This window comes from Ferroplasma acidiphilum (assembly GCF_002078355.1).
GTDB lineage: Archaea > Thermoplasmatota > Thermoplasmata > Thermoplasmatales > Thermoplasmataceae > Ferroplasma > Ferroplasma acidiphilum.
The window spans coordinates 948,269-965,740 of the sequence record NZ_CP015363.1; the positions used below are offsets into that span (position 1 = coordinate 948,269).

Below are 17,472 nucleotides of genomic sequence, written 5' to 3' on the forward strand. Positions count from 1 at the left end.
ATATACATTATTTTTATACTTGAATATGAAAAGGGATATACATACTATATACGGTGGATTGACCCACAAAGAACTCACAGTATTCCCTGATCATTGCCATAATGGAGTTATGGATAAAATCATTATACAAGGTACTCAGGTAACTTTTCATTATAATATACTAAATCTATTAGAGTTTTTTCTAGACAGGATACAGGTATATAAAAATCATAATATTTTAGATATTGATAACCAAAAAACATTTCCCTTGATATCCTCCTTACAATATAATTTCTTCCTTCATATTGCATCATTCCTGTTCGTATATGTAATGGAGTTATTATCACCGGATTAGTTTCCTGTTCCCATAAATTTAGCAATGATAATGCGCTTTCAAGGCCATAGTAAAAAGGTTCATAAGACAAACCTGTGAGCATTATATCATCATTAAAGCTATAATAGCCATATCTTATTTTATGAATTTTCTTTTCTTTTGTTGGTTGTGTATGTAATTATGTGTAAATATAAACTCTCCTGTTACTAATGAATTTAATCATTAAATAACAGGAAAGTATACCTCTTTTGAACACAAGGAGGTAATAAAATATGGAAAATACAGATATAAACATATCGGCTCTTGAGAATGTAGATATAGATAGAATATTAAAGGAAGCAATAAAGGAAAGAATAGAGAAATTAATGGAAATAGAATTAAATGCATATTTAGAAGATAATCCAGGAATAAAGAATGGGAAATATAAAAGAGATTTAAAGACAAAGTATGGTGAAATAAAACAGTTAAATATCCCCAGAGACAGGGATAGCAATTTCCATACAAAGGTAATAGAGCCCTATAGCAGGTCGATAGGTATAGAGGATCTTATAGTATCAATGTATTCCAATGGCATATCTACAAGGAGAATAGCAGGTATAATGGAGGATATTTTAGGAAATAAATATTCTAAATCTACTATATCAAGAATAACAGATTTAACTATAGAAGAGGTTTATAAGTTTATTAACAGGCCATTAGATAAACGTTATATAGCAATATTCCTGGATGGATTATTCTTCTATTTAAGAAGAGGGAATGTAGACAAGGAGCCAGTTATATTTGCTTTAGGAATTAAAGAAACAGGAGAATACGAAGTATTAGGATTCTATTTAACAGTTAAAGAATCACATAATACATATAAAGATGTATTAGAAGACCTATATAATAGAGGATTAAAGGAGCCATTACTAATAGTAGCAGATGGAATAAAGAATATGGATGAGGAAGTAATGGAAATATATCCCAGATCAGAGTTCCAGCTATGTACAATACACTATGCAAGGGGATTAAAATCCAATGTAAGGGAGAAAGATATTGATGAAATAACTATAGACGCAAATAAGATGTTTAAATGTGATAATAAAGAAGAAGCTATAATAAAGTTCAATGATTTTAAATATAAATGGGAGAGTAAGTATCCCAAGGTAATATACAATACTGAAAAGAATCTGGGAAAATTATTAAGATTCTATAATTATCCTTCCAGTATATGGAGATCATTGAAATCTACCAATGCTATAGAAAGGCTAAACGGAGAGGTAAGGAGAAGGGTAAAAACAATATCATCATTCCCTGATGAGGATTCAGCAATGAAGGTATTTTACTATAAGTCAATAGAATACAATTCAAAGCATGCATTCAGGAAAATGAACGGATACTATAAATGCAATGATGAAATAAAAGAAATGTTTCAGAAGAGGTATCCTTTATAAATACACAAAATTATGGACACAATCTTTTGTTAAGTTGTATAGAAATATTTTGTAATAATCATCATTGGCTTTTCTATAAGATAAAAACCTTTTAACATCATTTGCAGAAAAAATATACTTATCTTTAAAATTCTCAAAAAATTCATTTATATATTTCATAAATACACCTATGTTGAATTTATAAATTGATTTATATAATCAACCATTTTACTGTATGATGGGGGCAAGCCTGAATAGACTATAGTTTTTACAACATTTTCATCTACAGGTTTTTCCAGGGTATTAATAAATTTTAACAACTTACTTTTAACTGTTTCAGGACGATCAACATATTTGAGTAATACATATATGTCATACAAATCCCGCATAAATTTTCTATCTCTGTACGCTAAAATTTTTTCGTTTATGAGGCTTTCTGCTGATAAAGTTAAAACATTTAGAGTGTTCCCATCTATTAACTCATACTCCATTTCTACTGGATTTTCTGGATAATATTTATGGTTTATCTCTATTTTAACACTTATATCATTATCAGAAATATTTGAACATAAAATATTTCCAGTGTTTTTTAATTCCTTTAATTTTAGTTCATTCGATTTTATCTCTTTTTGAAATTCGGTTAAACGTTCGGGGAAATTAATAGAATAAAGATCTATATTCACCGAAAATCTATTACCTGAATAGCATCTCCAGATAGCCATACCCCCATGAATTATTAAAGAATTGTCCACATTATATAACAAATGCATTAGTTCATCCTGTAACCTCGCAGTCTCTATTTGATCTCTCTTTTTTAATTGCTTGATGATCGGAAGTTTCACAGTACAATATACAAGAGTTATATAAATGTATAACTCTTGTTGTGTAACCAATCTTTATTATTTTAGTATAAACATTGAGGAAAATAATTTATTCTTCATCGTGTACGATAACCCAAAAATGCCTTCTAGAATAATTACATATTAACAGAATATATAATAACAGATAAGGAGTAGAAACAATATATAACAGAAGAGACAAGAAAACGAATAACTAAAAAAGAGCCTGCAATATTACTACAGAGTACATTGCCTGGTCAAAATGATTTTGAATCTGGTATATGGTGGCATAAATACAGGATTTGGAATACAATACCTTAAACAATATTTGACATATATGAAAAAATATCTAAAAGTACATCAATTTCCTGTATCTAAGAATTAAAGGGATAGAGGCTCTATGCCGAACATAGTAAAAAGATAACCTATTTATATACGTATATATTTATATACGTATGAAAAGAAAATTAACATTATCAATAGATGAGGAGGTAATAAACAAAGCTAAATCTGCTTTGGCCTTGAAAAACATAACATTGAGTGCGTTTGTTGAGAATGATTTGAAATTACTATTGTCCGAAGATGAACTTGATAAATCATTTAATAGCATAGGAATTAAATATAACTATACCTCACCTGATGCGATAGTTGAGAAGAGAAAAAAAATGAAAATTGTTGATACTCAAAACATTCTAGACGAAATAAGGGATGAAATGGATGAACGTTTATCTTGATACAAGTGCATATGTTAAAAGGTACATAAACGAAGCAAATTCAGATTCTATTGATGCTTTATTTAACGATGCATACAATAATAAAATAAAGATCATTACCTCTATCTTAACGATAGGTGAAATTTCAATAGTTTTCGATAAATTATGGAGAAAGCAAATTATAGAGGAACCTATTGAAATGTTTAATAGATTTTATGATGAAGTAAGAAATTTAATAAAATTAAATGCTATTGATTTAATAAATATTAACAGTCATATCATGATTAGATCAAGCAAAATTTGTATGGACTTGCACAAACCTTTAGCAGACGTTATACATATAGTCTCGTCTATGAATATTTCCTCAATATTTATTACTGCAGATAAAGAACAAAATTCTATAGCGTCTTCTTTAGGTGTAAAAACCAGATTTATTTGAACCTGTTAATACCTGTTTTGATATTTCTACACTTTACGGTCTCTATTTTTCATATTTTTTGCACTTTCTTTAGCTATTTATGTATAATAATTAAATTTCAAACCTGTATACTTATGTTATGAACGACCAGTTTAATATGTTCATGCGATCCTCTGACTAGAAATTTACAACCTATTCACATGCAAGGACGAAAAGGGATCAGGCCTCATTCCACATTGTTTCCCTATACGGGCACAGCAGGCAGGGTTAGGTATTATACATATTCGCAACGAACATTGCCCTATCACCGAATAAGCTGCTCAAACTGTACAGGAAAAGATGGGGAATAGAGACAGACTCCAGGATGATAAGAAAAATCCTTGCAAAACCACATCCAGAATACTCAATGTAAGGCTATTGTATTTCTATCTTGCAATACTACTATACAATGTATGGATCATCATGAATATTATATCAAGAATCATAATAATAGAAGATAACCTCAGGATATTCATGGTCTCAATACTTATCAAAATAAAAAATCATTAAGCAGATACCTATTACCTTCCCATTAAAAAGAAAAAACCTATCAGCAATGATGAATCATGGGAGATTCGCTAGCTAGTACATAAAGTACATAAGTATAACGTGTTTATGCTTCTCCTATACACCTTAATTAATTCAGAGTGATTCTTAACATAGGTTATTTCTCATACGGCGTTCATTATGGGCATAATCAAGGGTTGGGAATAATATATATTGTGGTTATGCATTGTATTTCCGTTTAAAAAATGATTAGCGGGTAATATAATGAAGGATAGTAAAACTCTGAATGTTAGGCTAGAAGAGACAGGCAGTATTATAGTATTGCATGGGAGTTGCCATGTTGAGGAAAAGGGTATCTCATTCTTTTTATGGTCAGAAAGCACCGGAACGAAAATAAAAGATTCTGCTATTCATCCATTTTCAGGCACTTCAAAGGTTGCTGCCAATGCAGTTAAGAAAATATGGGGCAATAAAATTAATTTGAAGAATGAAACTTTATCTGCCATTTTTCCAACTTCACTTGATCAGCCACTGGTATCAGGTGAACTATCAGGCATAGTTTCAAATGAAAACGAAAACGATACATTTTCGTATATGGAATGGCATATTAACGGAATCTCAGTAAATATAACAGATGTTTTCCTGATGCTGCTAAAGTTAAGTAATAACATTATAAATGGAATTATAATAGGAGATGATTTAAAGTTCTGGAAACTCGCCGCCAGTAGTGCATTTAACCTATTAACTCAGCAAAAGTTTATACCTTCTGCAACAGAAGAAGGGACTACTATAAAATCCAGATGGCTTCCCATTCTGGAAACATATGAAGACCAGAGTTTAATATATGAATTATCAAAAAACATGCCCGGAGTATGCCTTGCGTTTAATCACATGGAGATTGACAGGGAAACAATGCTAAGGATGTTTATATCAGAGATTGTGGACAGTATTTCCAGAAGATTTGCTTACCAACCCGGGAAGCCAGTAAAAGGTTCGGTAGGTGATGCCGCCAAATGGGTAAACTCATTATCGCTGGATAATCCATTTGTTACATATGGCCGTAGCCTGGCAATGCAAAAACTTGTTTCATGGTCAGAGAAGATCAAGAGCACACTAAATTTTCCATTCAGGACATGCATGGATCTTATACCTCCGGAAAATAATGGGCAATGGTTTCTTAAATTCTTTTTGCAATCCAAAAAGGATCCGAGCCTGATGGTGCCATATGGCAAAATATGGGATAGAAAAGACTCTGAAACTATTTCCCTGATTAATAAATATACTGCATTTCCAGAAGAGTTTTTATTGCGTTCAATAGGAATTGCACAGTCAATATTTTCTCCTATCGGAAAAAATATCACCTCAAAACCGGATGGTGTATATCTCTCGGATGAGGAGGTTTTTGATTTATTAAAGACGTACAGTAGTTCTATGGAGGAAGCTGGATTCGGTATACTGTTTCCAGAATGGTGGGGAAAGAAAGAGAACAAACTGGGCATTAAGATCAAAGTTAAAGCTGGGGATATTAATAATTCTGTAAAATTGGGAATTAATGCACTGCTGGATTACAGCCTGGATATTGTCCTTAACGGTGAACCGGTTTCAAAAAGTGATTTAGAAAAACTAGCCAATATGAAAAGCCACTTAGTGCAGATTGGAAATAAATGGGTAGAGATAGATAATGATCAGTTAAATAAAATATTGAAACTTTTAGACAAAGGCAATAAAAAAATGTCCCTGCCGGAACTTCTAACAATGGAAAATAGCAATTCAATTCCGGTGGTTGAAATTTCAGGGGAAGGATGGGTTGGAGATATAATAAGTGGCAACGCAAAAACATTGCCTATAGACGAGCCGGAAAATTTCATTGGAAATTTAAGGGAATACCAGAAACACGGTGTTGCATGGCTAAAATTTATGACAGGCGCAGGTTTTGGATGCTGCCTTGCTGACGACATGGGTTTAGGGAAAACTATTGAAATCATTGCATTTTTGCTGGACAGACTCGAAAATAACGGATCAACATCATTGATACTATGCCCCACATCTGTTATTAGCAACTGGGAGCACGAAATCCATAAATTCGCACCTTCATTGAATGTATACATACACCATGGAAATTTAAGAAAAAAGGATGATAATTTTATAGACAATATTACAGATTATAAAATTGTATTGACATCATATTCGCTGCTCCAGAGGGACATTAAATTTTTGTCACAGGTAAACTGGGATGGAATTATAGCAGACGAAGCCCAGTACATTAAAAATTATTCCACAAAGCAGAGCAGGGCTATAAGGTCATTACAGGGCAATTTTAAAATTGCGTTAACTGGAACGCCAATAGAAAACAGGCTTCAGGATTTAAGGTCAATATTTGAATTTATAAATCCCGGATATCTTAGCGGAGAAAAAAAATTCAGGGAAACTTTTTCTATTCCTATTGAGAGGTATGGTGATGAAAATGCAATGAATGCCTTGAATACCCTGGTAAATCCTATGATATTAAGAAGGGTAAAAACAGATAAAAGTATAATACAGGACCTGCCGGATAAGGAAGAGGTCAAGGTGTATATACCATTGACAGGGGAACAGGCATCGTTATATGAAGCAGCTGTGAACACAATGCTTGAATCCGTAAATACGAAAAAAGGTATAGAGAGAAAAGGTGTAATACTTTCCACAATAACGAAATTAAAGCGGCTTTTAGACCATCCTTCACTGGTTTCAGGTGATCTGGACAGAAGACTCAACAGATCAGAAAAGCTGGTAAGGCTGAGGGAAATGCTTGAAGAAGCCATTGACAGCAATCAGAAAACACTGGTATTTACACAGTATACTGATGCTGGAAAGATAATAAAGGAAGAAATGCTTAAAAAACTGGGTGAAGAAGCGCTTTATCTCAATGGGAGCACCCCTATGTCTTTAAGGCAGAATATGGTAGAACGTTTTCAGGATCCTGATGGCCCTAAAATTTTTATAATTTCAGTGAAGGCTGGCGGTGCGGGAATTAACCTTACAGCAGCAACAAACGTAATACACTTTGACCGCTGGTGGAATCCATCTGTGGAAGACCAGGCAACAGATCGGGCATACAGGATAGGTCAATTAAAAAATGTCCACGTTTACAAGTTTATTTCCACAGGCACGATAGAAGAAAAAATTGATGATATAATAGAGGGGAAAAGCATGTTGAGGGAGAAAATTATCGGTGCATCTGATGAATCCTGGATTACAGGATTATCCAGCACAGATCTTAAAAATGTGTTTTCACTACGCAGGGAAGTTATTGCTTCGGGGGATGAGGAATAATGGCAAGAAGAAAATATTATGATGATTATTATAGGACTGCGATAAAAACAACCGGTGGCATGAAGGTAAAATCAAAAAAAGGAGATATAGGAACTAAATGGTGGTCAAAAAGGTTTATAGCCATTTTAAATTCTTATGGCTGGGAAACCCGGCTTCAGAGAGGAAAAAGATATGCAAGGGTAGGTCAGGTTTTAAGGGTTAATATAGATTCGAATGTAGTTAGTGCTGATGTCCAGGGTTCAAGGAAAAAGCCATATAGAATAAGTATTGAATTTCCGCGACTTGGTGATAGTGCATGGGAAAAAATAGTAAAGCAGATAATATCCACAAAGGGGTTGGTTGCTGGAATGCTTGCCGGTGAAGTACCATCAGAGCTGGAAAATGCATTTAAACAGGGTGGTGCATCATTGTTCCCTCAAAGTGGAGATGAAATTAACATGAACTGCACTTGCCCGGATTATGCTATTCCCTGTAAACACATAGCTGCTGTATTTTATATTCTGGCAGACCGGCTTGATGATGATCCATTTTTATTATTCGAATTAAATGGAAAAAGAAAAGAAGAGCTCATTTCCGCTATTTCAAAGAATAATGACGGGAATATACCGGAAAATAAGGAAAATAATAATGATAAATCAGTTGCTGTGGAAGAGTTAAATAATTTCTGGAAACCACCTGATTTACATATACCGGTAGAAAATGTTAGAAAGAATACATTATCGCCGTTGAAGAAATACCCATTGCCTATGGAGTTCAATGACCCTGAAATCCAGTATATGCTTGAATTATATTATAATAGGATTAATGAAAACCTCAAAAAAATTAAAGAGGATTTGGTATAATTTTATTATAACTATTATATAACTTTTTATCTGTTCAGTTATACTGAACAATAGTATTCATTGAAAATGGATACCAAGCAATATATATAGAGAAAGCTGGACATTTCAATAGAGGTACTTCCTACCTTTAATTTATTCACATAATTGTGTATCATCTTAACAGAAATAAATATTAAAAGAATCTAAAATTTCCATTAAATTAATAAAAAAATTATTTTTAAAGCCTTAAAATATAAAATCTATATGTTTAATCCTGTTTTATTGCGGCTTTGACCTTTCCGAATAATTCAGGGGTTATTTCGTTAATGTTGTGTGCATTCTTTGCATGTGCCTGTATTACAGGTATTAATTCATCCACTGAATCTGCCTTTACGTCAAATCCGCAATCCATTCCTATATCCTTACATTTAAATTCGTAAGCCATTTCTATCAATTCAATTATAGACAAATAGGATATAACTTAAGCATATCATATGTGTACCTATATGTTATTAAATATGTATTCTTTTACTATCTTGTCAATACCTCTTTTCAGGTCTGATTGGACAGCCTTCTTGCTTATTCCAAGTTCGCTGGCCAATCCGTCCAGGTTAATCCCTCTCTGAAATTCAAAATAACCATTTTTAAATGCAATATACAATACTTCTTTTTGCCTTAAAGTCAGCTCCTCCGGCAGTTTAGTTACACTTTCCACATAATTGTAATTAATTCCATCTATTGATTGGTCAAGAGTTTCCAGGGCCTTCTTATTTTTAAGTAAAATTTTATACTGTACTTTTAAATTTTCTAATATCTTAACCGAAGTTATTATTGAGCCTGATAAGGCAACTGCCCTGCATATTTCGCAGCTATGTGTTTCTAACCATGTCTTATCTCTCTGATTTTCATAAATAGTGATTTTGTCATCTTTTATGCTTTCGCGGATTTTCTTATAATTTTCAATTCCCATAAGGTGATTTGTACTGCCTGCAGAAGGATTTATCTGGAATATTCTGACCTTTAAATTTAATGGTGCCAATTTTTTTAATACGTCGCAGGATGGTTTTTCCGCCGTCAGTGTTATTTCTATAAGATGCCCCTTCATAGTGATTATATATAATGTTCATTTATAAATAATATCATTTATTATGAAAACATATTAAAACATTTTAATATTCCAGGAAAGTGCTATTCTCCGGGTTGATGGCCACTATACGTATCTATAGGTTGATAATTTTAGTATCGTAAGTTATTTGATAATCCAGACAGATAATTTGTTAATGCTTATCTGTTTGGATATAGCAAAATAAACAATTTTAACAGTAACGGTTTTATTAGCTACCATTGCTTTATGCATAATTACATGTTTGATAAGACTACGAAATTGTATGGAGCAGTCTTTAAATTTCTGTGCAGTTGTAATGAACAATAGTTTTCATTAGCAATGAATAGACTTAAATATATACCATGCAATATATAAGGAATGATTCTAAAGGAAACATTAAAGAGAGTAGTCAATTCCCAGAGGGATGATCTGAAAGCCTTTGAATATGGAACTACTAGAGAGAAACTAGAAGATATCAATCTAGATATGCCATACGCAATAATATTATCCGGCATACGCAGATGCGGTAAAAGTACATTATTGCACCAGTATATCAGCAATATTGATAATTATTATTACTTAAATTTTGAAGATGTCCGGCTTAATGATTTTGATAGCAACGATTTTGAAAAACTTGATAATGTCTTTAAAGAATTGTTTAAAGAATGTAATTATTATATGTTTGACGAGATTCAAAACATTGATAAATGGGAAGTTTTTGTTAGGCAAAAATTGGACATAGCTAAAAGGTTTCTCATTACAGGCTCAAATGCATCACTATTAAGTAGAGAGCTGGGAACAAAACTTACAGGCAGGCATATCAATATGGAACTTTTTCCATTCTCATTTAAAGAGTTTTTATCTCTAGAAAATTTCGAGGCAAACATTGAATCATTCATGAAATATTTACAGGAAGGTGGATTTCCGGAATATTTGAAGTATAAAAAGGAAGAAATACTAAGAGAATTATTCATTGATATAATAGAGCGGGATATAGTTGCCAGGCATCAATTGCGCGATTCAAAACTATTAAAAAATATTGCTTTATATTTATTGACAAACACAGGGAATGAATTTTCTTATAATAAACTCAAAAAAACTTTTAAACTGGGTTCTGTAAACACAGTAATTTCGTTTATTCATTATCTAGAAGATTCTTATTTACTATTTACAATTCCAAAATTTGATTATTCGTTTAAAAAACAGATAATGAATCAGAAGAAGGTATATTGTATAGATAATAAGCTTATACTGGCAAACTCAGCATCATTTTCCATGGATTATGGCAGATTACTGGAAAATTCTGTATTTTTATTTATACGCAGAACTTATAAAGAGATATTCTATTATAAAGGTAATAATGAATGTGATTTCATAGTTAAAGAGAAAAATAATATAAAAATGGCAGTACAGGTAACATCTGAATTAAATGTGGATAATAAGAAACGGGAAATTGATGGAATAATAGAAGCTGTTAAGAAGTTCAATCTTTCCACCGGTTTAATAATCACACTGGATCAGGAAGATGCCTTTGAAATAGAAAACAAAAAAATACTGGTAAAACCGGTATGGAAATGGATGCTGGAAATGATATAAGTATGATTAACAAATTATACCGGGTAAGTGTTTGTCAATACATTTGAATATTCCCGTAGAGTACAGAGAATAGATAATATTGTGTATTCTACAGACCACCAGTCGCTGGACCTTATAATTAGTTTACAGAATAAAGTTTTAATAGTGATGTCTCTTTTTTCAATGTTGATTCAGATGGAAACTACGATTAGATTTGCCGAGACGAAAGATCTTGAATCATTGCTGAAAATAGACAGACTTGCCCACCAGGAATTTCCAGATTGGTGGGACTGTCTTGAGGCAAGTGAAATGAAAAAGCTGATAGGTAAGTCAAAGTTCAATGTGCTGGTAGCTGTTGTAGATGGAGGAATCGTTAGGTTCCTGAGAGGGTCGCTTTTGGAAAATAACAGGCTTTACGTAGATGACATATTTGTCCTTAAGGAGCTGGAGGTCAGGGCCTGGGAAAACAAATGATGAACCTTTTCCTCGAGGAATGGAAGGGAAAGGCAGTCTCGGTAGGATTGCACACCCAAGATTTCAATCTGACATACTCCCACAGCTAAAGCATGTGATGTTCTAAGGTCGTCTCCGTTCCTAACGTTGCCTCTTTAGGGATATCAGTGTTCCCTTTGTACGCATCACTGTCTACGTACAATTGATCTATGCCTTCCTCAAATACTGGACGCAATGCTATGTTGAACGAAGCATTGGCATCAGCATGATCAACGTGCCCACAATTGGGGCACTTAAATGATTTTCCTGAACGGTTGCCTATCTGTCCACATCTGCTACATTCTTTAGATGTATTATATGGATCGACATAGACAACAGGTATTCCAAGTAGTCTGGCCTTGTATTCTATCATAGTTTTAAGCTGATAGAATGACCAGCTATTCAGGGAATACCTGAAACTCTTGCTCGATTTTGCATTTCTTATTCCGTTTAGATATTCGAGCTTTATTCCCATTCCATTATTCTTAGCCTCCTGCACTATCTTTTTAGCTACTTTGTGATTAATATCTTTAACTATTCTGCTTTCCCTGTTCTTTATTCTCTTAGCTTTCCTGTTTTTTCCTTTCTTCTGGAGATTCTTCCTCATATTCTTATATTTCTTGTGTACATGCCCTGCCTCCTTTCCCAGTTTTATTATTTTCCCTGTTTCAGGATTGCCTGCAACAGCAATATGCCCTGTTGTGTTCCTGTCAACTCCCAGGTATCCATTGGGTTCAATTAAATTGTTATCAGGTATATTTATGGACACATATGCAAATTTATTATCCAGTTCAATCTGGCTTATTTTATCAAAGTCATTCCTGAAATAATAGTTCAATTCTAATTTTAATGGAGTTATGGTTATTGTTCTATCCTCATGGCTACATTTTATTCCCTGATGTGGCACTGTTAATTTTATTCTATGTACATCCTTTGCTTTCCAGTTTCTGGAGTATTTCCTGAGTATCTGATTTGAAATGGCTGATTTTAATCCGAATTGCTTGACATCCTTAGATGTGATGGATTTTGTTTTAATGGCAAACTCTGCTATTAACCTGGCTTTGTTTAATTCTTCCGAAAAATCTTTTCCATGTTTAATTTTATAGGTCAATATCATACTTTCTTCTGATCCTCTAGATATTTCCTGACTATTTGCTCGGATATATGGCCTACAGATTCTATATAATAGCTTCTTGTCCATAGTGTTGGCAGCTTACGTTTCAATACAGGAAATTCCTGCCTTAGTATCCTGGAAGTGTATCCTTTGAATTGCTGAATAATATAATGTGGGCTCAATACTGGATCTGCTTTTAAAAATATGTGTATATGGTCTGGCATAACTTCCATTTCTTTAATTTCTATCTTTAATTCCTGTGCTTTATAATTTAATAATTCCTTCAGTCTTACATCTATGCCATTTACCAATACATTCCTTCTGTATTTAGGGCACCAGATAATATGGTATCCCAGATTATATACCGATTTATTGCTTCTTGTCCATCGTTCCGATACCATTATAATAATATATGATTGACAGATATATATAATTTACGCATTCATCCCACAGTTAAAACTGGCGGGCTTTCTGCTAAGGGATCGTAAAGAAGTTCGAAAAGATGGGTTTCAAGAAGAATATGAACTTTATGTACAGAAAACTATAGCTTCACCGATGTATTTTAAAACGTTAATAGTTGTTTTACAGGACTTTCTACACCCAATCAGAAGCCATAAATATCGGGTTATTTATAATTAATAACAATCTGAACGCATATAAATACGAAAAAATTTCAGTTAATATTTTTTATTAATGTACATGCCAGGTAAGACGCATCAGAATAAAATATTCAATTGAATTGTTATTTTCATATGCTTAGATAATCCCGGCCAGATATTTTGATGAATCGGGGATGTAGAGACTTACCGCATATAGAAAAATTCTATCGGATATTACCATGGAATAAACTAAAAACAAATATGTGGTAATTAATCTATAATATCAAGGTTTTCTATGCGCTTTTTAGCATTCATTTTCTGTTTTGCCTTAAAGCGGTCATACTGCCTCTGTGTCATCATTGTTGCAGGTTCCCGGTCATTCTCTCTATTAATAAGTGAAATCAGGGCCATCCTGTTGCCGTTATGTGAGAGTATTTGCTTATCTACAGCAATATTTCCTTTCATGGCTACATGTGAAAATATTAAGGGAATCAAAAGAATAACTATAAAAAGCCCTAATTCTGCCCCGATAAAATATGGAGTGAATACCGGAGCAACGTTCATGTCCACTACATATAAAGCAATATAAGCGTCGAATAAAAATGTAACAAGAGAGAATGCAAAGTTTACTGTTTTCCGGCCTGTTTTTAATAATTTTTTGTAGTATATTTCCAGCATTAACATGTCCAGTTCTTCATCATTTAAGGATTCCAAAGCGTGTTTATAGATGATGATTTTCCATGGTTCAGCATCAGTACTTCCGCCAAACATAAGGCCAACACCTGCTTTTGTATACACTTCGGGTGAATTTGTTCCAACCATGGACTGCAACCTTGAAGTTAAATCAGTATTGAATTCTAATCCGTCCTGTTTCTTGCCCCTGCTAAAGAGGATAAAAAGAGGAATGGACATTAGTACAAGGTCTGCAGGGATTAGCAGTAATAATGCCTCTATTGTATGGAAGGTAATAATGACAAAAATGGATTCAAGCATTATATAGGCCATTATAAAGAAAAGACCCAGTGACCTGGCCAGCCTTTTGCCACTCATTCTTAATTTTCTTGCCGAGGTAAAGCTGATTAACGTGAATATGGCTGCAATAGCTGGAGGCAAAATAAACACCGATACTGTGTCACGGTATATTCCCGGCAAGGATAGGATCAGAAAAGTAAAAACTCCTACAAATAAGCCAGTAGCAATCAGGAACATGACATACTTAAAATTGCTGACTATTTTTGCCATTTACATATAAACCTTTATTTGCATATAAATTTTTTGACCGGTGGATTTTAATTGTTATGCCAGCTAAATGTATATTGTATTTGCATTCATTACATCTCCAATTAACCGTTCTATTATTTTTATATTTGCCATTAAATTCTCAATATACAATATATCTGTATTTTTATATCCCACACTATTTTTTCAACTCATTGATATTATAAGATTTACATATACAGATGGTAAATATTACTACATCCAGTAAAAAAATTTAAATAAATATTCACAATAATAGCTTAGAATTAAGTAATTTCTGTATTTTGAACCCTGATATGGATTCTTTAAGTGTAAAAGGTGGTTATATGGATAATTTTAATAAACTGGATACCGGAAAGATAGGGTTTCAACAGAAGAAGTTATTTACACTGTCCTCTATGGGCATATTCCTGGATGGCTATGATCTGTCAATAATAACAATGGCCATACTGGTTATACCTGCACAATTGGATTTCACAAAAATGGAATATATACTTGTTGATATTTCATCCTTTGTTGGAATGCTTATCGGAGCGCCTGTACTCGGATTATTATCCGACAGAATTGGAAGAAAGAAGATCTTCGGGCTGGACCTGATATTCTTCGTTGTTTTTGCCATAACAGCTGGCTTATCAAATAATTTTATTGAACTGTTTTTATCAAGGTTTTTAATGGGAATAGGCATTGGCGGCGATTATCCAATAAGTTCAACAATGATGGCAGAGTTTTCCCCTAAGAAATCAAGGGGCAAATTATTAATTTCAATGGTAGGCATGTACTGGTTAGGTGCTTTTGTTTCGTCTTTTGTTAATTATATATTTGTGGTTAATGCATATTTCTGGAGATATACGTTTATAATAGGCGGCCTGATAGCTATACCTGTAATATTATTAAGGTTTAAAATACCTGAATCCCCGAGGTGGCTCTTATCAAAGGAGAAAGATTATAAGAAATATAATAAGAAATCCCCGAAATTTTATACAATGCTCATATTTGTTTTGCTTGCATGGTTTGTCTTTGATGTTGCGGCATATGGATTAGGATTTTATTATCCAGTTATTTTCAGTGCACTGGGATTCAAGGATCAGTTCAGGCAAATAGCTGAGATTAGCATGTTAATATCGGTAGGTGGCATTTCAGGGTACTTAATTGCTTTGCCCTTAGCAGACAAACTTGGCAGAAGGTTTTTAATTATAGGGGGATTTTTTATTATGTCGGTGCTTTTAATTCTAGGGTCAGTAATAAAAATAACAGGATTATATGCAGTTCCATTTTATTTCCTATTTGTTCTCTTTGAGCAATGGGTAGGTGCTGTAACATTATTCTATCCTACTGAAATATTCGACACATCAATAAGGTCAAGCGTCCAGGGGCTTGCAACATCTGTTTCAAGGGTAGGTGCAATAATGGGTATAGTTTTATTTCCTTTATTCCCAATTTTTAAATCCTTATCAATATTTGCCGCATTTTCAGTTTTAGGTTTATTTGTAGTTATATTTTTAGCACCTGAAACGAAAAATAAATCACTTGAACAGAATGTAGAGGCTTATACAGCATCTAAATAAATTTAATTTATTTTTGCAAACAGGGTAACCCCATTGTATATGAATACAGCAAAAGTGCTATTTTTTATACGTTGCTAATCAAATACCGGAATTTACAAATCGTAGGGAATAGGAAAAACCGGTAAGTTATATTGCCACTTAACATTCCAATCCAGCATTCCTAAATGCCCAATCAAAATTTTTAAGCCATAATAGATAATAGTGCTTTTATGAATAATTCAGGCAATACTGTATATATCATAGATTCAAAAAGGACGCCCATAGGCAAAAGGAATGGGAGTTTAAAAGATGTGCATCCCGTGGACCTTCTGGGCAATCTAACCAGAGATACTCTTGCAATTAATAAAATTGACCCTCATTGGATTGATGATGTTATAACAGGCTGTGTTGACCAGGTAGGAAACCAGGGTGCAGATATTGCAAGGAATTCATGGCTGTCTGCAGGCCTTCCAGAATCAACTCCCGGTGTTACCATAGACAGGCAATGTGGATCAAGCTTGCAGGCAATTGAGTTTGCAAAAAATGGCATAATATCCGGCGATTATAATATTGCAATTGCCAGCGGTGTAGAATCTATGACCAGGATACCCATACTTAGCACTATTAAAGACGCAAACCCGGTGACTGAAAGTTTGAACCTCAGGTATAAAATGAATAATGAATGGTTCAGCCAGGCATACGGTGCAGAACTTATAGCAGAGAAATATGGAATATTAAGGGAGGATATGGATTTTCTTGGTTATACAAGCCATATGAGGGCATCGCAATCAAGGAATGTATTTCAACACGAGATTCTTCCTGTAAAAAATAACGGGAATACCATACTTGAAAAAGATGAAGGAATAAGGGATAGTCCGGATTTAAAGAAGATGAACCAATTGCCTCCTGCCTTCCCAAACTTGAAATTAGTCACAGCTGGTAATTCAAGCCAGATATCTGACGGGGCAAGCATTGCAATTCTTGCATCTGAAGATGCTGTAGAAGAGTATAATTTAAAGCCGGTCGCAAAAATCGTATCCACTGCTGCAGTTGGCGTAAATCCAGTTACGATGCTAACCGGCCCGATACCGGTAACAAAGAAGGTTCTGGACCGTGCAGGGATGAAAATTGAAGACATTGACGTTTTTGAAGTTAATGAGGCATTTGCATCTGTGGTGCTTGCATGGGAGAAGGAATTAAATGTGCCACATGAAAAGGTAAATGTTAAAGGAGGTGCTGTAGCACTGGGCCATCCATTAGGTGCAACCGGTACAAGAATAGTTTCAACAATGGTGAATATTTTAAATACAAGAAAATTACACTATGGATTAATAGCAATATGTGAAGGCGGGGGCATGGCTAATGGCGCTATAATAGAGAGGGTAGAATAGAGAAATTGTTTCCTATAAACT

17 protein-coding genes are annotated in these 17,472 nt (G+C 33.6%); 10 read left to right on the forward strand and 7 right to left on the reverse strand.

The window, feature by feature from the left end; translation table 11 throughout:
• Positions 1–122: 122 nt before the first annotated feature.
• On the reverse strand, positions 123–416 hold the full coding sequence (locus fad_RS09295) for a hypothetical protein (protein ID WP_155951127.1): 294 nt from the start codon (positions 414–416) through the stop codon (positions 123–125).
• A 169-nt stretch (positions 417–585) separates the two neighbouring features.
• On the opposite strand from fad_RS09295, the gene fad_RS04750 reads away from it, so the two are divergent.
• Positions 586–1,746 (forward strand): IS256 family transposase, encoded by a 1,161-nt coding sequence (locus fad_RS04750; protein WP_081141361.1) that lies wholly within the window; start codon positions 586–588, stop codon positions 1,744–1,746.
• A gap of 167 nt (positions 1,747–1,913) precedes the next feature.
• On the opposite strand, the gene fad_RS04755 is transcribed toward fad_RS04750, so the two are convergent.
• Entirely contained in the window at positions 1,914–2,567 is a 654-nt protein-coding gene (locus fad_RS04755) for a nucleotidyl transferase AbiEii/AbiGii toxin family protein (RefSeq protein WP_081142244.1), read from the reverse strand.
• Between the two features lie 452 nt (positions 2,568–3,019).
• Between fad_RS04755 and fad_RS04760 the strand changes: the two genes are divergently transcribed.
• The 5 genes from fad_RS04760 (at position 3,020) to fad_RS04780 (ending at position 8,395) form a co-directional block, all read left to right on the forward strand.
• The gene (locus fad_RS04760; RefSeq protein ID WP_081142258.1) at positions 3,020–3,298 is read left to right on the forward strand and encodes a DUF6364 family protein; all 279 of its coding nucleotides are present in this window, start codon (positions 3,020–3,022) and stop codon (positions 3,296–3,298) included.
• The gene (locus fad_RS04765) at positions 3,282–3,716 is read left to right on the forward strand and encodes a type II toxin-antitoxin system VapC family toxin (protein ID WP_196795574.1); all 435 of its coding nucleotides are present in this window, start codon (positions 3,282–3,284) and stop codon (positions 3,714–3,716) included. Before fad_RS04760 ends, fad_RS04765 begins: the two co-directional genes overlap by 17 nt.
• A gap of 318 nt (positions 3,717–4,034) precedes the next feature.
• The gene (locus tag fad_RS04770; RefSeq protein WP_081142262.1) at positions 4,035–4,244 is read left to right on the forward strand and encodes a hypothetical protein; all 210 of its coding nucleotides are present in this window, start codon (positions 4,035–4,037) and stop codon (positions 4,242–4,244) included.
• A gap of 261 nt (positions 4,245–4,505) precedes the next feature.
• Positions 4,506–7,553 carry a DEAD/DEAH box helicase gene (locus fad_RS04775; RefSeq protein WP_081142264.1) on the forward strand — a complete coding sequence of 1,016 codons (3,048 nt, stop codon included), beginning with the start codon at positions 4,506–4,508 and terminating at the stop codon, positions 7,551–7,553.
• Positions 7,553–8,395 (forward strand): SWIM zinc finger family protein, encoded by an 843-nt coding sequence (locus fad_RS04780; protein ID WP_081142266.1) that lies wholly within the window; start codon positions 7,553–7,555, stop codon positions 8,393–8,395. The genes fad_RS04775 and fad_RS04780 overlap by 1 nt, the downstream gene beginning before the upstream one ends.
• A gap of 247 nt (positions 8,396–8,642) precedes the next feature.
• Here fad_RS04780 and fad_RS04785 read toward each other — a convergent pair whose 3' ends face one another.
• Positions 8,643–8,819: a DUF1059 domain-containing protein gene (locus fad_RS04785; protein ID WP_081143157.1), complete on the reverse strand. Its 177-nt coding sequence runs from the start codon at positions 8,817–8,819 to the stop codon at positions 8,643–8,645.
• A 57-nt stretch (positions 8,820–8,876) separates the two neighbouring features.
• Complete coding sequence (locus fad_RS04790) at positions 8,877–9,479, reverse strand: helix-turn-helix domain-containing protein (RefSeq protein ID WP_009886062.1); 603 nt, start codon at positions 9,477–9,479, stop codon at positions 8,877–8,879.
• A gap of 378 nt (positions 9,480–9,857) precedes the next feature.
• Between fad_RS04790 and fad_RS04795 the strand changes: the two genes are divergently transcribed.
• Both fad_RS04795 and fad_RS04800 read left to right on the forward strand, forming a co-directional pair.
• Complete coding sequence (locus fad_RS04795; RefSeq protein WP_081142267.1) at positions 9,858–11,075, forward strand: ATP-binding protein; 1,218 nt, start codon at positions 9,858–9,860, stop codon at positions 11,073–11,075.
• A 165-nt stretch (positions 11,076–11,240) separates the two neighbouring features.
• Complete coding sequence (locus tag fad_RS04800; RefSeq protein WP_155951128.1) at positions 11,241–11,528, forward strand: hypothetical protein; 288 nt, start codon at positions 11,241–11,243, stop codon at positions 11,526–11,528.
• Positions 11,529–11,613: 85 nt separating this feature from the next.
• On the opposite strand, the gene fad_RS04805 is transcribed toward fad_RS04800, so the two are convergent.
• From fad_RS04805 to fad_RS04815, 3 genes are all read right to left on the reverse strand, one after another.
• A complete protein-coding gene (locus fad_RS04805; protein ID WP_081142269.1) occupies positions 11,614–12,663 on the reverse strand; it encodes an RNA-guided endonuclease InsQ/TnpB family protein in 1,050 nt (349 codons plus the stop codon).
• Positions 12,660–13,061, reverse strand: coding sequence for an IS200/IS605 family transposase (gene tnpA, locus fad_RS04810; protein ID WP_081142271.1), 402 nt, complete (start codon positions 13,059–13,061; stop codon positions 12,660–12,662). The genes fad_RS04805 and tnpA overlap by 4 nt, the downstream gene beginning before the upstream one ends.
• Before the next feature lie 468 nt (positions 13,062–13,529).
• Positions 13,530–14,501 (reverse strand): hypothetical protein, encoded by a 972-nt coding sequence (locus fad_RS04815; RefSeq protein WP_081142273.1) that lies wholly within the window; start codon positions 14,499–14,501, stop codon positions 13,530–13,532.
• 341 nt (positions 14,502–14,842) lie between these two features.
• Here fad_RS04815 and fad_RS04820 point away from each other — a divergent pair, with 341 nt between their 5' ends.
• Together fad_RS04820 and fad_RS04825 are read left to right on the forward strand one after the other, a co-directional pair.
• The gene (locus fad_RS04820) at positions 14,843–16,081 is read left to right on the forward strand and encodes an MFS transporter (protein ID WP_236940549.1); all 1,239 of its coding nucleotides are present in this window, start codon (positions 14,843–14,845) and stop codon (positions 16,079–16,081) included.
• Between the two features lie 209 nt (positions 16,082–16,290).
• Complete coding sequence (locus fad_RS04825) at positions 16,291–17,451, forward strand: thiolase family protein (protein ID WP_081142275.1); 1,161 nt, start codon at positions 16,291–16,293, stop codon at positions 17,449–17,451.
• The last annotated feature ends 21 nt before the right edge of the window (positions 17,452–17,472 follow it).